Source organism: Methyloprofundus sp. (genome assembly GCF_965251085.1).
Lineage (GTDB): Bacteria > Pseudomonadota > Gammaproteobacteria > Methylococcales > Methylomonadaceae > Methyloprofundus.
Map to the genome: position 1 here is coordinate 2,924,216 of NZ_OZ252594.1, position 18,914 is coordinate 2,943,129.

Sequence of the window (18,914 nt, forward strand, 5' to 3'; positions counted from 1 at the left end):
GAAAATAAAGTGTTATATGCAATACCTGTAAAATAAAATTATTTCGTTACTCAGCCGCCATTCGAGTAACTAAAAAAGCGCCCTAACCCGAATATATTGCATGCAAATGAAGCAGAATTCAACTAAAAGCATCAATCGATTGCAATTACACCAACAATTACTCGATATTCTTCCCACAGAGTTGATTTTATACAGGGAAGAGGACCTTCGACCTTATGAATGCGATGCTCTTTCTGCTTACCGGCAATTGCCTTTAATCGTAGTCCTACCCGAAACTACCAAACAAATACAAAAGATATTGAGCTTTTGCAATGACATCAACCTGCCCGTCGTAGCCAGAGGCGCTGGAACAGGGCTGTCTGGAGGCGCTTTACCTAATCAACAGGGACTATTGCTTTCTCTCGCCAAACTGACAAAGATCATATCTATAGATGCAGATTTACGCACGGCCTGTGTTCAACCGGGGGTGCGTAACCTTGCTATTTCACAAGCAGTTGAGCATCTAGGTTTATTTTATGCGCCTGACCCTTCTTCACAAATTGCCTGCACTATCGGTGGCAATGTCGCAGAAAACTCAGGGGGCGTGCATTGTTTAAAATATGGCTTAACTGTACACAATATTCAGCAAATAAAAATAGTCACTATTGCAGGTGAACTTATTACAATAGGTGGCGCAGGCCTAGATAGCTCTGGTTATGATTTACTGGCGTTAATGACAGGCTCCGAGGGTATGTTGGGTGTAATAGTCGAAGTCAGCGTAAAACTTTTACCCAAGCCTGAATGCACCCAAACTTTATTAGCCCCATTTGATGATATAAGCAAAGCAGGCGCTGCCGTGGCAAATATCATATCAGCAGGCATTATTCCGGCCGGCCTGGAAATGATGGATCAACTCGCTATTCAAGCCGCAGAAGCTTTTGTACACGCAGGCTATCCTACCGATGCTGCGGCTATTTTATTATGCGAAATAGACGGCAGTGAATTAGAAGTTAGCGCACATACCGAAGCAGTCTGTGAACTACTGAAACAAAGTGGTGCTACTGAAGTACGCAAGGCAAAAGATGCACAACAAAGAATGACCTTCTGGAAAGGTCGTAAAGCTGCGTTCCCTGCTGTGGGCCGTATTTCTCCCGATTATTATTGCATGGACGGCACTATCCCACGGAAGAGCCTAGCTTATGTATTACAAACCATGGCAGAAATAGCGCAACAATATGAGCTTGCTATTGCCAATGTCTTTCATGCTGGCGACGGAAACCTGCACCCATTAATCCTATACGATGCAAATGTCCCAGGCGAACTAGCTCGCGCTGAAGAACTAGGCGCTAAAATTCTGCAGCTTTGCATTAAAGTAGGCGGCACAATAACTGGCGAACACGGGGTTGGCATAGAAAAGCTCGATCAAATGTGTGTGCAATTTGAGCCTGTTGAACTGGCACAGTTTCACGCAGTAAAAGCCGCATTTGACCCAAAAGCCTTATTAAATCCGGGGAAAGCTGTACCCAGCTTGCATCGCTGTGCAGAATTTGGTGCTATGCATGTACATAATGGCAAACTTTCACACCCTGAACTGGAGCGTTTTTAATGCCCGGCACGCAAAATGATTTACACCAGCAGCTGCAAGATGAAGTCTTGCAAGCCAAAGCAACAGGAAGTTGCTTAGCCATTCAAGGCGGTGGTTCTAAGCAATTTTATGGGCGTAAAGTCGCTGCAGACAAAGTTTTAAACACTGCAGCGCATCAGGGGATTATTAGTTATGAGCCTGCTGAATTATTCATTCAAGCCAGAGCTGGCACAACTTTGACAGAAATCCATAAAACTCTGACAGAAGAAGGACAAATGCTGGCATTTGAACCGCCTGTCTACAATGAAAAATCTACGCTGGGAGGAACCCTGGCCGGGAATTTTTCTGGACCTCGCCGCGCATATAGTGGCGCAGCTCGAGACTATGTTTTAGGCACGACCCTACTGAATGGCAAAGCGGAAATTGCATCCTTCGGTGGGCAAGTAATGAAAAATGTTGCTGGTTATGATGTTTCCCGCTTAATGGTTGGGGCACTAGGAACCTTAGGTGTCATAATGGATGCCTCAATAAAAGTAGTGCCCATACCAGAAGCCGAGATTACCCTGATGCAAGAGACCTCAATAGAGACCGCTTTAAGCAAACTGCACGAATGGTCCAGGCTACCTTTAGGCATCAGTGCCAGCTGCTTTTATAAAAATAAATTGTATCTTCGCTTATCCGGCACAGAAAAAGCCATTTATGCCGCAGTAAAAAAAATAGGCGGTGAGCCGTTAAATCAAGCAGATGAATTCTGGCAATCCATAAGCAATCAAAGTCACGTCTTCTTCCAGAACGAACAAAGTTTATGGCGTCTCTCCTTAGCATCAAACACACCCCCGCTGTTTACAAATGAAGACACGCTATATGAATGGGGAGGCGCGCTACGCTGGTTAAAAAGTGATGTAGCGCAACAAACAATTCGCGCGGACAGTCATTTAATAAATGGCCACAGCACTTTGTTTCGTAGCTCATCTCCACACGACGCAGTCTTTCAGCCCTTAGCTCCTCCATTATTAAAACTACACCAGCGTTTAAAACAGGCTTTTGATCCACAGGGAATTTTCAATATTGGCCGAATGTACCCTGACTTTTAGAGCATTTATATTAAAAATAATAACCACGCCCTGTGAGCGTGGGTAAGTTCGTAGGCTCTTCCTGACACTATGAGAGCGTGTTGCATAAATTAGGGTTACCTTTTAAAAGGGCTTAAAGAGGGGGAGTAAAAAAGCTTCAGCTTTTTCCGCAACTGCAATAGCTGAAGCTATTGCACTCCACCCGTTTTTTTGAACACCAACGATGCTAAAAACACCCTTATAGGGTGTCATAAAACCACGTGCTTAGAACGTGGATATTTAATAAACTAACCGTTATGCAAACCCAAACAACAGAATACTATTTAAAATCAGCACAAGGCAAGGAAGCAGATAATATAATACGTTCATGTGTGCATTGTGGATTCTGTAACGCAACCTGCCCGACTTATCAATTACTAGGCGATGAACGAGATAGCCCAAGAGGACGCATCTATTTAATTAAACAAATCCTCGAAGGCCAGACTGCCAGCCACAGTACGCAGACACATTTAGATCGTTGCCTAACGTGTCGCTCTTGCGAAACCACTTGTCCTTCAGGCGTACAATATGGCCGCTTAGTAGATATAGGGCGACAATTAATAAACGCCAAAACCACCCGGCCGTTCACTGATCAAATTAAGCGCTTTGCATTAAGAAAATTACTACCCTACCCACGCCGCCTGGCAACTATTCTAAAAACAGGCCAGCTGCTTAAACCTTACTTACCCAAACGCTTTAATCAGCAAATACCCGACAGACAAAAACCTAGAATGCAGGCTGAGCACATACATAAAGATCCAGCTCAAACACGAAAAATGTTGATTTTACAAGGCTGCGTACAATCTATAGCGACACCAAATACTAATAGCGCCACTGCGAATATTCTGCAAAAACTCGGCATACAACTTATTTCTCCTAAACAAGCAGGTTGCTGCGGCGCAGTCAGCCAGCACTTATCCGCCGAACAGGAAGCTATGGATTTTATGCGGCGTAATATTGATGCCTGGTGGCCTGATATCGAACAAGGTGTGAGCGCCATTATTATCACCGCCAGCGGTTGCGGTGCTATGGTTAAAGAATATGGCTATGTTTTGCAACATGACCCGCAATATGCTGACAAGGCCAGTAAGGTTAGTACCTTAACTAAGGATATCAGTGAAATTCTGGCAGCAGAAAAACTGCCTCTGGAGCGCATTAAGCCATCGACCCAGAATATCGCATTCCAAAGCCCCTGCACTTTGCAGCACGGACAAAAACTTGACGGAGTGGTCGAGACTATTCTGACACGCTGTGGTTTTAAACTGAGTCATGTAGATGACGCATATTTATGCTGCGGCTCCGCAGGTACTTATTCCATATTACAAGCAAAGCTATCGCAACAACTACTGCACAACAAACTCACAGCATTGCAAAAGCATCAGCCCGAACTCATAGTCAGCGCTAATATCGGCTGTCAATTGCACCTACAAAGCCAGGCTAGTGTCCCAGTCAAACACTGGGTCGAGCTGTTGGACGAAAGCTTTATTTAACCTAGAAAAATCAATTCCATTGATTTTTACCATGAAGTGCTTGAAGATATTTCGGCTTCGATTATACTAATTTCAACGCACTAAACCACCTGCTGAAAAACGGGGGGGGGAAGCTTAGCGACTGAAAGTCGAGATACAGGGCGAATAGCTCTGTTATTTACGCTCACCCTATTCTGTTTAAAATTATCAGAATGTAGCCTAGTCTGTATGAAGCTTGCGTAATACAGGAATAGCAGCGCATCTACTTTCCCGTATTCCGCATGCTCCATACGGGCTACGCAAAGTTTCGGGTATAATTATTGTTGATGCCTAAGTATAAAATTGGAAATAAATCTATTCGCTTGAAAGGCGAAGGTTTTAATCTTGCGAATGGAAAATAGATAGTTTTGTCGCTTACCTTCACTTTCATCGTGTCCTTCATGGTAAAAAAGTTATCAACCCTAGATTAAAGAATACACATCATGCCGTATTTATCCCAAAAGTGAGTAAGCAAATATTATGTTCAAATTTTTACCCGGCATTTTATTAATCCAGTTGGTCACTTGCGGCTTGGTGATCATGGCACTTAGTAGCTCTAGTGATTTTCAACTAGTGATCGTACTTGCCATGGTGGCTTTGTTAAACACCCTTTTATCTGCCTTCTGGTTTTCATCCATTGCACGAAATATTTATCACCATCAACAAACCGCTTTGCGCGAGAAACACGCGCAGGATAGGGAGGATTTTTTAAAACAAGCAGGTGAAGAAAAAGTCAGTGCAATCAAAGAAAAATCTGCAATGCAAGATATGCATGCGCGTGAGCGCGAAAGGATACTGTTAGATACCGAACGGGAGAAAAGCAATATTATTGCAGCAAGCTATCAGAAAATTGAAAAAGAAACCCGCAAAGCCCATGCTAAAGCAAATTTCAAGGTAGGAGCTGCTTTTGCAACGGCCGTCGGTGCAGGTGGGCTTTTGATTTTCAGCCAGCTAGTCACAGTCGGCGTGATGTTTCTGGTCGCATCGGGCAGTGGTTTAAGCGGCTACATAATACGCGCAAGGCAAGAGCGTTTAACGCGCAATAAACAATCGCTTATTAACAAGCAAAGCTTGCTAACTGATCAATCCGATATTGCAATTGTGGATAAATCCAAACAATAAGATAAATCATGAATCTGAGCTGGGGAATGCATTCCTCAGAAGAGCCAACTGTTAAACCTAGAAAAATCAGGTGAGCGCGAATTTCAGACATCTTGATTCAGACGAAACTAATTTGAGACCATTTCCTAATTTTTTGCGGATGAAGTCAGCTCATAAATTAAGCGCAGATCGGTTCCTGGATAATTGAGTTCCGTTTGATTGAGTTGTTCAAATAACTTTTCTATTGCTTTATTACTTGCAGGTCGGGAAGTACTATGCACACGTATCCGAAGTTGTTTTTTTACTTTATCGGGTAATATATCTGCTTCTGTCACAAACAGCGTTTGTAATAGTTGCCTTGCCATCGGAAAGTCGATTGTCGGTGAGGTTAGCAGAGCGGCCATTGCTGTTTCTGCCCGATAAGCGATCATGTTGACAGTATCTATCAGCCGCTTTTTCCCTGGCAGAAGCTGTTCGAACTTATCTTCGTCTCTCAACTCTTGCCAGGTAATGTGTTTGGGCGTTTGGCTTAGTTGTTCCTTGATGGTTTTTAGTTCATTTTCATAATGCTCTATTTCTTCGAGTAATTCTGCTCGTTTTCTTTCCCATTTCTTGTATTTCACATCTTCCGTTTCATCTTTTTTAATCACCGGATGAAGTTCCATCGCTGCAAATCGAGATAGACGGTAATTGAGTTTGGATTGTATCGAATTACGCTGTCCTTCCTGTTGGCGCCTATCAGGGTTGACCACCTTTTGGGTATCGGATAGTGGCTCTATTCCATACTCCTGTAGCATATCTAGCCCATAGTGGTGCTTCATATATCTAAAAAAGTTCTCTTGGCACCACCGGCTAAACATTCGCCCAGAAACAGCCGTCAATTCTAGTTCATAGGCTGTGGTAATAATACTGGTTTGGTGACCAGAATCAGTCAACTTGCGCACTTCTCTCATCCACATCGCCTGTTTTTTGGTTCCAACCAGACTGCCTCGTTCGGCGAGTTTCATGATGACTTTTTCACCACTCGGTAGGGTGATCTCCTGGCCGGAAAAATTGTCCAGTGACCAATTTTCGGTGGGAAATTTATGATAGGTCATGCAAGCGACACGATGCTTGTTCCACATCTTTCTAAAGAATGCGGGGCTATAGCCTTCTCTATCAAACACCAGGATAAAACGACAGGCTTGTTTGTTTTGCTGTAATGCTTGTGCACTCGGTTGATTCGGAATGTCTTTGAGTAATCGGGGGACGATATCTTCTTCCAGCGTTTTTAGTAAGCCCGGATCCACCGTTTTTTCAACGACAAAGAAGGGACGCCCCGTACCATCATTAACCCAGTAGTCGGTGATACCCCGTAAGCAGAGTTTTTCGCGTGAAACATGCCGTTTGGGAAGTTTAGTCAAGTGTCCATGATAGACACGGACATGACCATCTATGTAGAGTGTTCCTGCTGCCTCTGGTTCATTTTCCATCCATTGTCGACTGAGGCCGGCCGCCCAGCTTTCAACTGATTCTGGATCAGACAGTCCTTTTACTTTGGTTCTTAAATAACGCACTTCGGGAGCCCGATCCAGGCCAAGTAGTTTTCCGAATTCACCCGGTGCATGCTCGCGAAGTTGTTCGGCATTTTTGATGCGACATAGCCCCATAAAGGCGAGTAGCAATAGAATATGAAAGGTTTGATAGTAACCTGTCAGTTTGCCCAGGTGGCGCTCAATGTCATTTAATAAGCCATTGCCAAGTAACGCGGGCAATGCACATAACACACCGCCTTTAGGAACATCTAAACAGGATTCGAATTCGATTGAGGCTCCCTTTTCCTGCTCACCCAAAGCCGCCTGGATTCGCTCTTCTACTCGAGTGCAGGCCGTACCAAGCACATCGGCTGCATTGGCATCTATAATATCACGGGCTGATTTGGTACTGCCATCATTGGGGTCTATTGATGCGGCAGACTTTTTTTTAAACGTCCATCACTGATCGCCTTGCGAAAGGTATCTGCCCGGATGCCTAATTCTTTAGCGGCTTCGTTAGGCGTCATACCTTGATCCAGATATTCCTGAGCTTGCTGCAAAACCTCAAGCGTAAAGAGTGGTCCTCCCTTGCGAGTCGGGCGAGGTTCAAAAAACGAATCAGCCCCTTTTTCTCGTAGTTGCCTTAATGAGCGCATAACACTACTTTTAGAGACACCAAAGGTTGTAATAATATCGATTGAACGACAGGAACCGGTATTGATGAGTTGAGAGGTGTGAAGTCTAAATAATCTCTTATTGTCAGCCTGGTGAGAATAGATCGGGATACCGCCGAGGAAATAAAACCACTCATCATTTCGGTTATCAACACTGACCTGACCATTTATAATAGTTGCATATTCGCACCCATCATGAACACCTATTCTTATGCATCGTGAACGCTGATTCTTATCGAGCGTGAACACCCATTCGCACCGGAACATGAACACTTTTGGTGTTGCATGCGAATGAGTGTTCACGATCAATAATTCCCTTATTTACGCATTGATTTTTTGAAAACTGTTACCGTTCTTATTTATTAAAAATAAGAGATGGTGATGCCAACAAAGAGAATATCAATGCGAAAATTACGCGAAGTATTACGGCTTCGATTTCATGCTGACCTGAGTATGCGTCAGATCAGAAATAGCACCCAGGTCAGCCTCGGTGTGATTCAAAAGATTGTGTCTAACGCTGAACAACAAGGACTGGACTGGGCGATCATTCAATCCTTAAGTGACACACAGTTAACCGAAAGGATTTACCCAAAACCTGATGTGCCGCAGGTAGCCACGCAGAAACAATTACCCGACTGGTCCGAGGTGTATCGAGAGTTGAAACCTAAAGGCATGACGCTGCAACTGCTTTGGGAAGAGCATGTCGAGCAATATCCTGCATACAGCTTTAGTTACTCCCAATATTGTCGGCTCTATCGTCAGTGGCTAAAAAAGCAAAGGCGCTCGATGCGACAAACCCATAAAGCCGGTGAAAAACTGTTCGTCGACTATGCCGGCCGGACTGTGCCTATTATGAGCCACGCCACCGGTGAAGTACGTACTGCACAAATCTTTGTTGCCGTATTAGGTGCCTCGAATTACACCTTTTGCGAGGCCACCTGGAGTCAAAAACTTAGCGACTGGATTAACAGCCATATCCGCGCTTTCGAATTCATTCAGGGCGTACCGGCAATGGTGGTGCCGGATAATCTCAAAAGCGGCGTCAGCAAAGCCTGTCGTTATGATCCGGATATTAATCCTTCCTATCAGCAACTGGCAGCACACTATGGTGTTGCACTGGTCCCAGCGCGACCCTTGAAGCCCAAAGATAAAGCGAAAGCCGAAGTCGGGGTACAAATTATCGAGCGCTGGATATTGGCACGCTTACGGCATCACACCTTCTTTTCCCTGAGCGAACTAAATCATTGCATCAAAGCGCTGCTGGAAGACGTGAATAACAAGCCCTTTAAACAGTTAAAAGGCACGCGCAAAGAATGGTTTGAATCCATTGACAATCCAGCGCTGGCACCGCTCCCCCTGCATGCCTATCAATACACCGAGATAAAAATCGTCAAAGTGAATATTGACTACCATATCCAATATGACAACCATGTGTATTCGGTACCGCATCAGCTAGTGGGTGAAAAAATCGAACTTCACGCCAAAGAAAACCTGATTGAGCTGTACTTTCATAACAAACGCATGGCCAGCCACGCCAGGAAATATCACCCGGGCACCACCACCGTGCCAGATCACATGCCCATCAGACATGAGAAGCATCATCAATGGAGTTCAGGCCGGTTAATGAACTGGGCGAAAGACATCGGTGATGAGGTACTGCTCTGGGTCCAAACTCTGCTCAAACAAAAACAGCATGAAGAGCAAGCCTATCGCGTTTGTTTAGGCTTATTGAGCCTCTCACGAAGTTATCCAGCTGAACGGCTGAATAATGCCTGTGCGATCGCCAACCAAAACAAGCTATACCGGCTGAAACAGATCAAAGAGATACTGCGTAGCAATCAAGATAAATTACTCGCAGAAGAGCGGAAAGCCACAACAGCTATTATGCCGCAAAACCATGAAAACATACGTGGTCCGGAAAGCTTTCACTAGACAAACGCATTACTTAATTCCTTAAATCATAAGCTGCCTGAGACTGATCAATCAGAGACAAAAGTTGCAGGCAGCCCTTATAGAGACAAAACAATGATCCAGCAAACACTCACACAATTGAGAGAACTCAGGCTATCTGGTATGGCAAATTCTTTATTGAGTCAAATAGAACAGCCCGCGACCTACGAAGGATTATCCTTTGAAGAGCGACTGCAATTATTAACGGACAGTGAAGCGAATGATCGTGAAAACCGCAAACAACAACGTCTACTCAAGGCCGCCAAATTGAAACTCTCAGCGCATGCGCGAGATATCGACTATCAGCACCCTCGAGGGCTAAAGCAATCAGTTATGGCCTCACTGTTACAGTGTCACTGGATTAATAAAGCCCAGAACCTGCTTATCACAGGGCCATGCGGCAGTGGCAAAACCTATCTTGCCTGTGCACTAGGTGAAACAGCCTGCCTGCAAGGCTATAGTGTTAAATATTACCGTATTTCAAGGCTGATGCTGGCTCTGACACAAGCCAAAGCCGATGGTAGCTACAGCAAAGCGCTGCAAAACCTGGCCAAGATAGACTGTTTGATTATTGATGACTGGGGACTAGAACCTTTAACCGCTGCACAGCGCAATGACCTGATGGAAATTATGGACGATCGACATGAAGAAACATCAACTATCATTATGAGTCAATTACCGACGGATCAATGGTATCAATCTATCGGTGATAATACACTGGCAGATGCAATTTTAGACCGACTTATGCACAATGCTCATCGTATAAAATTAAAGGGTGAATCCATGCGAAAAATACAATCAAATTTGACTGATGGTGAACACTTAGAGTAAAAATACACCTGAGCCAATGCGTGAATAAAGGAGGTGTTCACGATCATAAGAATGGGTGTTCATGATCATAAGAATATGCAATAGTCGTACCCTGAGGAATTATTGGGAGCATGAGTTGCTGCATTAATTGAATACCTCGTATGATATGAGGGCTTAGTTTAACCTAAATGAGTACCATTTTCATTTCTTTAGCTGAAAATATCAATCATTTGACAATAATTCCCTAACCCTTTAATTATATTGCCTAGTTTAAGTTTTAATGGATTTCTTTCAGGATAGCGAATCAAGATGTCTGAATTTAGTAAATATTCGACTAACCCATCTATACAGCAATAAATAAAAAGAGTACGGGACACATCATCCAAAACCCTGTATAAAGGTGTTCATGGAAAGTGCCTCCCAACATTCAGCAGCGTGTCCGCAACGCATAGAGACAGGAGAAATCACAAAGTCTCCCTTTGCTCAAATTGTCATTGAACTGACACAAGCAGAGTATATACAGCTTAAATGGGATGCAAACTATTGGAAAGGACAGTATCACCAGGTCAAACAGAAAAATGAAGATCTTAAGCTAGAGCTTGAATCTGCACAGGCACGCATTCGAGACTTGAAACAACGCCTATTTGGCAAAAAAACTGAAAAAGGCGTTGCCAAGAGAAATAGTTCTGGAAGACATAATCATACTGATACACCTCGGCCTCGTGGCCAGCAAAAAGGTAGCAAGGGACACGGGCGCACTCCCCGTCCTGATTTGCCGATTATTGAAGAAGAGCATGACATTGCTGCTGAAAACACGTTGTGCCTAGTTTGTACAAAACCCTACAAGCTTCTGTCACAGACAGAGGATTCAAATATTGTTGAAATAAAGGTTAACAGCTATATTCGTCGTGTCAAACGAAAGATGACTGTTCAGGGCTGTCAATGCGAGGGAGTCACCGGATTGATTACGGCTCCTCCTGCACCACGTCTTATCCCCAAAAGTGGTATTGGCATCTCGGTATGGAGAGAAGTTCTGCTTAACAAGTTTCTGTTCTCACGAGCACTCAATAATTTGTGTACAGATTACACACATCGAGGTCTATGCATTGCCCCTGGCACACTCACGGGTGGATTACAGAAGATAGCTCCGCTATTCGAACCGCTCGTCAATGAACTGGTTAAAAAACAACTCACCAAAGATCTATTCCATAATGATGAAACCGGCTGGAAAGTGTTTGAAATCATAGAGGGAAAAACGGGCTACCGCTGGTGGTTGTGGGTCACTCAGTCCCGTTCGGTAGTCTATTACATACTGGCACCTAGCCGTAGTGGGATATACCCATCAAGTATTTTTCCGGACTGGATAAACACCTGGAACAGGTCATTGTGGTCTGTGATCGTTATAAAGGTTACATTCGGCTGGCACGGGAAATTCCACAGATCATACTGGCTTTCTGCTGGGCACATGTCCGCCGTGACTTTCTGGATGCCGCCAGAAGCTATCCGAAACTTGAAGCATGGATGCTTGATTGGGTCGAACTCATTGCCGAACTCTATCATCTTAACAAGCAACGCCTGAAAGAGTGGGACGAAACAAAAAGCCTGGAAACCCAGAATCAAGACTTCAAGCAACACCATCAAGCCCTTGCATAGGCAAGCCAAAAGATGAAAGAGCGCTACGCGCATTTACTGGAAGCGGAGAAAGAGAACAAAAACCTAGAGCGCATTCAATGCAAGATCCTAAACAGCCTGAATAACCACGGGAAAGGATTGATGGTATTTGTGGCTAATCCCCAGGTGCCCATGGACAACAATATCGCCGAGCGGCGTATGCGTAATCCCGGTATGGGGCGTAAAAACTATTATGGTTCAGGGAGTCAATGGAGTGCCAGACTGGCAGCCATGATGTTTTCACTGTTTCAGACAATCCTGTTATGGGGATTGAACCCACATCACTGGCTTCACGACTATCTAGTGCTTGAACGTAAATAACTAAATTCCCTTTAAAATCAGCTAACTATGCTATAATAACAGCTAATAAAACGATTAAAGATTCAAAAACCGCCATTTTAGTATTTTTCATACAAAACACATAAGTCACTGTTTTTAAATAGGTCTTGTTATCCAAAAAGTGCATTAGCAAATACTGAGCCTTCAATATCAGCCCTCTATTAGCAAAACTTCGCCGCAAAAAAAACCATGAGAAATGTCATATCATCACAACTGGAAATAGGACAAGTCGATATTGCCAACATCGTCATTGATGTCACATCACGCGATGATATTCCACTCATCCTGCTGGGCTTGCAACACATCTATACAACTGGCCCTTTAAAAGAAGCTGTTTTCAAAATTCTTCAAGAAGTCATCCCGCGCAAGAACAAAAAAGGCAGTGATGAAACAGCTGCCGTCTCATCAAATAAAGGTCGTCCCGGCATGGAACAGTGGCGTATTCTGGTATTAGGCACCTTACGGGTAGCACTCGGTGCTGACTTCGATCGTATCCAGGAACTCGCCAACGAACATCGAACGCTCAGAATGATGCTAGGGCACGGTACTTTTGATGACAAAAACTATCGCTTACAAACCCTAAGAGATAATCTAAAGTTATTTACACCTGAGATCATGGATCGCATTAATACTGAAGTCATTCGCTCGGGTTATCAGTTGCTTAATTTAGAGTCCACTGCATCCATTCAGGGGCGTTGCGATTCATTTGTCTTAAAAACCGATGTTCACTTTCCAACCGACATTAACTTGCTTTACGATGTGATGAGGGTCTTATTCCGTCAGTGTGTTTACTGGTGCCAGGAACACGACCTTCCCGATTGGCGGCAGCATAAACATAACCTCACTGAATTCAAACGACAATATAGACGGATTCAAAAGCTGCGTCATTCCACCTCGAAGGACGAAAAGAAAAAACGGGCTCAGGCCGATTTGACTTGTAACGCACATCAGGTTTATATTGATTTAGCTCAAAAGTACCTGAACCGAGTCACTCAAAGTTATGCGTTATTAATAAGCACCTATAAGGTTCCAGAAGTCCTATTGCTTAAGATGCAAACCTTTCTCCAGCATGGCGATCGACAAGTCGATCAGATCAGACGACGCGTGATTGAGGGAGAAACCATCCCTCATGATGAAAAAGTATTTTCCCTGTTTCAGCCACATACCGAATAGATTAGCAAAGGCAAGGCAGGGGTTCCCGTTGAATTAGGTATACGCGTCTGTATAGTTGAAGACTACCACGGATTCATACTGCATCATAAGGTCATGCAAAAAGAAACGGATGATAAAATAGCCATAGGTATGGTTGAAGCGACACAAGCGAAATTTCCAGCGTTCAATGCGTGTAGTTTTGACAAAGGCTTTCATAGCAAGAGCAATCAAAGTGGGCTGAAAGAGATACTTGATGAAGTGACTTTGCCGAAAAAAGGGAAGTTATCCCTCAAGGATAAGGAACGTGAATATGCCGAAGAATTTAAACAGGCCAAAAAGAAACACTCAGCTGTTGAGTCGGCCATTAATGCATTGCAGGTTCATGGATTGAGTCAATGTCGGGACCATGGAATTGATGGTTTTGAACGCTATACCGCACTGGCTGTATTATCAAGGAACATACAAAAAGTGGGCGCAATTAAACGAGATATGGAACGACAACGATTGGCCAAAGAAAAAAAGAAAGCCGCTTAAGTTTTTAAAGAAAGTGGCCTTACTGAGGGATTAGTATGTCTGAAAAGTGGCACAATAGCATTGTGCTGAGCAAATTCGTAATAATGGGTGGATTGTTATCTCAACTAAGCCAAATCGGAAAATATTATGGTAGATTGGGTGTGATGTTTTTTTAAAAAACTGACTTTTCGTTCAGGCACTATCTAGATGCCTGTGCGAATAATGGTGGGCAGCCTCCCTCAGACATCCGCCCGTTTATTCCCTGGATGATGAGCGAGTCGCGCAAACAGCAGTTGAGCAAACCCTTGCCTGAACTGACTGCGACTCCACTCGAGTCAGAACAGCCCCAATCACCATGACACGGTATTGTGGACGAAACTTTAGCGAGCAGGAACTGGAACAGATGCGGAAATTGATTGCCGAGGATGCTGGGCGCACGCGTGCCGAACTTTCGCGCCTGACCTGCAGGATGCTTGATTGGTACAAGCCTGATGGGGGGCTCAAGGATATGTCATGCCGTGTTGCCATGCTGCGCATGGCAGAAGATGGACTTATCGCTCTGCCGCCACCACGGCGCAAACCACCCCCGCGACAGAAACTCAACTTTACTGAACAGACGGACCCGCAACCAGCGATCCTCCGGCCTGTTCATGAACTTGCGGCCATCCAGCTTTGTCCAGTCATCACCCGTGATCATTCACGACTATGGAATGAGTACATACATCGCTACCACTACCTGGGGCACAAGCCGCTACCCGGCGCACAGCTTTGCTACTTCGTCATCCTCGACGAGCAAATTATTGCAGCGCTCGGTTTTAGTGCGGCCGCCTGGCAAACGGCACCACGTGATCAGTTTATTGGCTGGAGCCACGAACAGCGGCAAAAAAACCTGCCGTTAGTCGTGAACAATGCCCGTTTTCTGATTATGCCCTAGGTGAAATCCAAAAATCTTGCTTCCACTATTTTATCCATGATAGCTCGTCGCCTTCCTACACAATGGGAAGAGCGTTATGGCATCCGTCCGGTGTTACTGGAAACTTTTGTTGATACTGAGCGATTTGCAGGGACTTGTTACAAAGCCGCCAACTGGATCTACGTAGGTAAAACCAAAGGGCGCGGCAAGTTGGGACCTGCTGGTAAACAAAGCGTACCCATCAAAGACTTATGGCTTTATCCGCTGTGTCGTCAGTTTAGAAGCCACCTAACTCGCTGATTCTAGGTAGTATGTGTTGGTCGAATATTTACCGAATTTATAGTGCAAGATATTGAATTAATATAACACTTTCAAAAAATCTTAGCTTCACCCATAGGTTAAGCTAAGATTTTTAGGAGGTCCGGTGGAATCAAGAACTTGTGCTAGAAATCATGAGAAAATGATTTTTCTAGGATTAAGCGCTCGTTAAGAACTCTACAGCTAGCGCCTTATCCTGTTGTGCAAAACATTGCATATCGATACTTTTAAATAGCTTATCTTCAAAACCGACAATCTTTCGCAACCACGGTTTATCAGTTACCACGGCGATTCTGCTTATATTTGAGATGCCATTTTTAAACAAGTACTTTATTTTTTCGATCACCGCATCAAACTCAATGCCGGTAAAATCATCTATTTCCTGGTAAATATAGACTTCACCATATTGCTCAATTTTTTCCTTGAGTACACTAAAGGCCAGCTGCATATCTTCCTCACTAATCTTACCTGACAAATGATACGCAACAGCTTTATCTACACCAATATCTAATATTTCTAACATGATTTCACCTATATACTCTTGGCGCGGTCACGGTTGCGGATTTGTAGGGCGTGGCTTTAGCCCGCCTTTGTTAGATAAAAAGGCGGGCTAAAGCCACGCCCTACACATATTTTTATCAATAAAGAGTCTATAGTTTAAGTAAATTTAATACTGCTTTTGCTGTTGCTTCAGATGAAGCAGGGTTTTGCCCTGTTATCAAATTTCCATCAGTAATAACATAAGGTTGCCAATCATCTACTTTAGTGTAATCAGCCCCTTTTGCTTTTAAGCTATCTTCAAGCAGAAATGGCACTATCTCGGTAAGTTGTACCGCTGCTTCTTCGCTATTACTAAAACCCGTTACAGATCTTTCCTGTAGCAAGGGATTATTATCCGCAGATTTAGCCTGCAACAATACCGCCGGAGCGTGACAAACCGCTGCCACGGGTTTCCCCGCCGCATACATTGTTTCAATTAAGTTAATCGAAGATGCATTATTGCTTAAATCCCATAATGGCCCATGCCCTCCTGGGTAAAATACGGCATCATAATCATCCGCTGAAATCTCTGCCAGCCTTAGGCTATTTGCTAATTTTTCCTGCACATACTGATCATTTTTAAAGCGCTCGGTTGCTTCGGTTTGCGCTGCCGGATCATCACTTTTTGGATCCAGAGGCGGCTGACCTCCCTTCGGGGAAGCAATGCTAATATCCGCTTGTGCATCACTAAACACATAATAAGGTGCAGCAAACTCCTCTAACCAAAAACCTGTTTTCAAGCCGGTATCGCCTAACTGATCGTGCGATGTGAGTACCATTAGAATCTTCATCTACTCTCCTATGAGATTTTTATACTTATTTACGCCCGCCAAATAATGAGCCCATAAAACCTCTGACTATTTGTCTTCCTAGCTCTGCCTATTACCCATAAATTACAGCTGGACAATCAAGAATAATTATTGCATGCTATAAGGCATGAATAAACAAAACCAAATCAAACGAACACTCTCCTTATCAAGCAATATAGAATACATCAAACAATTACTGGAAGGCAAGGGGGGGGTTGCACATAGAAGCGATTTAGCCAAACAAGTCTGTACACACTTTGAATTTCACGATGCACGTGGGGAAATGCAAACCAGTGGCTGCCTGAAAGCACTCCGTGATCTAGAATCATCGGGGCATTTTGAGCTACCCAGGGTGCAACACAAAACGGGCACAAAATCACCCCGCCGTTTAACGGACTCCGTACCACATCCTGTTGATGTACCCGATGAAGTCAGGCACATTGCAGCGCTTGAATTGGTACTAGTACAAGAGGCAGATCAGATGCGAACCTGGAATGAACTGATGCTTACAGAACACTACCTGAAAGCAGCAATATTGGTGGGCAGGCAAATGCGCTACCTGATTCGTTCCGAGCATGGCTGGTTAGGAGGGATTGGGTATGCCGCGCCGGCTTTGCAATTATCCGCCCGCGATCAATGGATAGGCTGGAATCAAGAAGAGCATCAAGCACAGCTCCATATGATCGTCGGGATGAGTCGTTTTTTGATCCGTCCCAGTGTCAACTGCAAAAACCTGGCATCGAAAGTACTAGGCATGAGCATGGCAACGATAGCAAAAGATTTTAACCGGCAGTATGGATACTCACCCTTGCTCATTGAAAGCTTTGTTGATACCGAGCACTATTCGGGCACCTGCTATAAGGCTTCAAACTGGTTGGCCATCGGAAAAACCAAAGGGCGGGGACGCCAGGACCGGCATAATGACTCGACATTAAGTCAAAAAACGATTTATATGTACCCACTCGACACCTCTTTCAGGAAACAATTGGGATTATCAGCCAATGCAGGTCTGGGCGCACTGACTATCAGTGAAGGACTGGATGCTGCGCAATGGGCCGAACATGAATTTGGCGGTGCGCCACTGGGTGATAAACGATTAAGCAAAAGACTCGTCAACGTCGCTCATGCAAAAGCCCAGAACCCTGGCAGTGCCTTCTCAGGGACAGTTGAAGGTGACTGGCCCGCCACCAAGGCCTACTATCGCATGATTGACCAGCCAGAAGGCTCAGCCGTTAATCTGGAAAATATCTTGCAACCTCACCGCGAACGGACAGCGCGACGGATGATGGGGCAAAAAACGGTGCTATGCCTGCAAGATGGCAGTGAACTCAACTACACAAACCTGGATAAATGCAGTGGTTTAGGGGAGTTGAAAGCCAACCAGACCGGTGCAAAAACCAAAGGACTGACTTTACACTCAAGCTTCGCCATTGCGCCAAACGGATTGCCATTGGGCGTCCTAAAAGCACAGTGTATTGCTCCGCACCCCCGATTGCCCGATGACAAACGTAAACCATCAAAAATACCGATTGAAGAAAAAAAGACCTTTGTCTGGATAGAGCACCACCGTGACCTGGTTGAATTAGCGGCCACCATGCCGCAAACACAACTGATTAATGTCTGTGACCGGGAAGCTGATTTTTTTGAATTGTTTGATGAACAAAGAAAAAATCCCTGTGTTGAACTGCTTATTCGTGCTCAGCACGACCGTAATATTAATGAATCCCCCTTCAAGCTGTTCGCAGCCATTCGTGAAACCAGAGTACAAAGTCGAGTTAGCGTCAATGTTCCCCAGCAAAGTGCCCGGCCTAAAAAAAGCAAGCAAAAAGCCAAAGCAGCAAGACCAGGAAGGCGGGCAGAACTGGCATTGCGTCACTTAGCCATACAACTCCCTGCTCCCAGCTATTATCATGACAAAGAGCCGGTTGAAATACAGCTTATCCATGCGCTAGAAGAAAACCCGCCTCAAGGCACAAAGGCCGTCGAGTGGTTTTTACTGACAACGATTAAAATTGAATCCGCAAAGGACATTGAAAAGTGTTTGCGTTGGTATACGTTGCGCTGGCGAATTGAAGACTGGCATCGTGTGCTAAAATCAGGCTGTAAAATTGACGATCTTGCTCATGAAACGGCTGAGCGGTTGCGTCGGGCGATTGGTATCAATCTGGTTATCGCCTGGCGGATCATGCTCATGACGCTTCTGGGTAGAGAAACGCCTGAGCTTCCTGCTGAAATATTATTTTCTGATGTTGAATTGCGTACCCTGCACGCCTACGCAAAAAAAAAGATTAAAACCCCCTTTGTTACTAGGTGAAGCTGTACAATTGGTAGCAAGAATTGGAGGACATCTGGGGCGGAAAAAAGATCCCCCGCCCGGTCATCAAATCATGTGGCGAGGGTACGCAGCTTTGCAGCTTTTGTGTGCA

General features: G+C 44.6%; 11 protein-coding genes and 4 pseudogenes. 11 read left to right on the forward strand and 4 right to left on the reverse strand.

What is annotated here, in order from left to right; translation table 11 throughout:
* Positions 1 to 100 precede the first annotated feature (100 nt).
* From ACQY3F_RS13605 to ACQY3F_RS13620, 4 genes are all read left to right on the forward strand, one after another.
* Positions 101 to 1,585, forward strand: coding sequence for an FAD-linked oxidase C-terminal domain-containing protein (locus ACQY3F_RS13605; RefSeq protein WP_428355424.1), 1,485 nt, complete (start codon positions 101 to 103; stop codon positions 1,583 to 1,585).
* Positions 1,585 to 2,658, forward strand: a complete 1,074-nt coding sequence (glcE, locus tag ACQY3F_RS13610; protein ID WP_428355425.1) for a glycolate oxidase subunit GlcE — start codon at positions 1,585 to 1,587, stop codon at positions 2,656 to 2,658. The genes ACQY3F_RS13605 and glcE overlap by 1 nt, the downstream gene beginning before the upstream one ends.
* 275 nt (positions 2,659 to 2,933) lie before the next feature.
* A complete protein-coding gene (glcF, locus tag ACQY3F_RS13615) occupies positions 2,934 to 4,166 on the forward strand; it encodes a glycolate oxidase subunit GlcF (RefSeq protein ID WP_428355427.1) in 1,233 nt (410 codons plus the stop codon).
* 498 nt (positions 4,167 to 4,664) lie between these two features.
* Positions 4,665 to 5,306: a hypothetical protein gene (locus ACQY3F_RS13620; RefSeq protein ID WP_428355428.1), complete on the forward strand. Its 642-nt coding sequence runs from the start codon at positions 4,665 to 4,667 to the stop codon at positions 5,304 to 5,306.
* Positions 5,307 to 5,431: 125 nt separating this feature from the next.
* Here ACQY3F_RS13620 and ACQY3F_RS13625 read toward each other — a convergent pair whose 3' ends face one another.
* On the reverse strand, positions 5,432 to 7,165 hold the full coding sequence (locus tag ACQY3F_RS13625; protein WP_428355429.1) for a putative transposase: 1,734 nt from the start codon (positions 7,163 to 7,165) through the stop codon (positions 5,432 to 5,434).
* Positions 7,166 to 7,224: 59 nt separating this feature from the next.
* The gene (locus tag ACQY3F_RS13630) at positions 7,225 to 7,740 is read right to left on the reverse strand and encodes a hypothetical protein (protein ID WP_428355430.1); all 516 of its coding nucleotides are present in this window, start codon (positions 7,738 to 7,740) and stop codon (positions 7,225 to 7,227) included.
* 114 nt (positions 7,741 to 7,854) lie between these two features.
* Between ACQY3F_RS13630 and istA the strand changes: the two genes are divergently transcribed.
* The 6 genes and pseudogenes from istA to ACQY3F_RS13660 all read left to right on the forward strand — a co-directional run bounded on the left by istA (position 7,855) and on the right by ACQY3F_RS13660 (position 15,121).
* Positions 7,855 to 9,405 carry an IS21 family transposase gene (istA, locus tag ACQY3F_RS13635; RefSeq protein ID WP_428357691.1) on the forward strand — a complete coding sequence of 517 codons (1,551 nt, stop codon included), beginning with the start codon at positions 7,855 to 7,857 and terminating at the stop codon, positions 9,403 to 9,405.
* 93 nt (positions 9,406 to 9,498) lie between these two features.
* Positions 9,499 to 10,254, forward strand: a complete 756-nt coding sequence (gene istB / locus ACQY3F_RS13640; protein WP_428354848.1) for an IS21-like element helper ATPase IstB — start codon at positions 9,499 to 9,501, stop codon at positions 10,252 to 10,254.
* Positions 10,255 to 11,155: 901 nt separating this feature from the next.
* Positions 11,156 to 11,566, forward strand: a pseudogene (locus ACQY3F_RS13645) (IS66 family transposase); the annotation flags it as partial.
* 53 nt (positions 11,567 to 11,619) lie between these two features.
* Positions 11,620 to 12,225, forward strand: a pseudogene (locus ACQY3F_RS13650) (IS66 family transposase).
* A gap of 207 nt (positions 12,226 to 12,432) precedes the next feature.
* Positions 12,433 to 13,929: pseudogene (locus ACQY3F_RS13655) on the forward strand (ISNCY family transposase).
* A gap of 514 nt (positions 13,930 to 14,443) precedes the next feature.
* A pseudogene (locus ACQY3F_RS13660) lies at positions 14,444 to 15,121 on the forward strand (Druantia anti-phage system protein DruA).
* Between the two features lie 175 nt (positions 15,122 to 15,296).
* Here ACQY3F_RS13660 and ACQY3F_RS13665 read toward each other — a convergent pair.
* The gene (locus ACQY3F_RS13665; RefSeq protein WP_428355431.1) at positions 15,297 to 15,662 is read right to left on the reverse strand and encodes an STAS/SEC14 domain-containing protein; all 366 of its coding nucleotides are present in this window, start codon (positions 15,660 to 15,662) and stop codon (positions 15,297 to 15,299) included.
* A 127-nt stretch (positions 15,663 to 15,789) separates the two neighbouring features.
* Positions 15,790 to 16,470 (reverse strand): type 1 glutamine amidotransferase domain-containing protein, encoded by a 681-nt coding sequence (locus ACQY3F_RS13670; RefSeq protein WP_428355432.1) that lies wholly within the window; start codon positions 16,468 to 16,470, stop codon positions 15,790 to 15,792.
* 145 nt (positions 16,471 to 16,615) lie between these two features.
* Between ACQY3F_RS13670 and ACQY3F_RS13675 the strand changes: the two genes are divergently transcribed.
* The gene (locus ACQY3F_RS13675) at positions 16,616 to 18,802 is read left to right on the forward strand and encodes an IS4 family transposase (protein WP_428354400.1); all 2,187 of its coding nucleotides are present in this window, start codon (positions 16,616 to 16,618) and stop codon (positions 18,800 to 18,802) included.
* Positions 18,803 to 18,914: the final 112 nt, after the last annotated feature.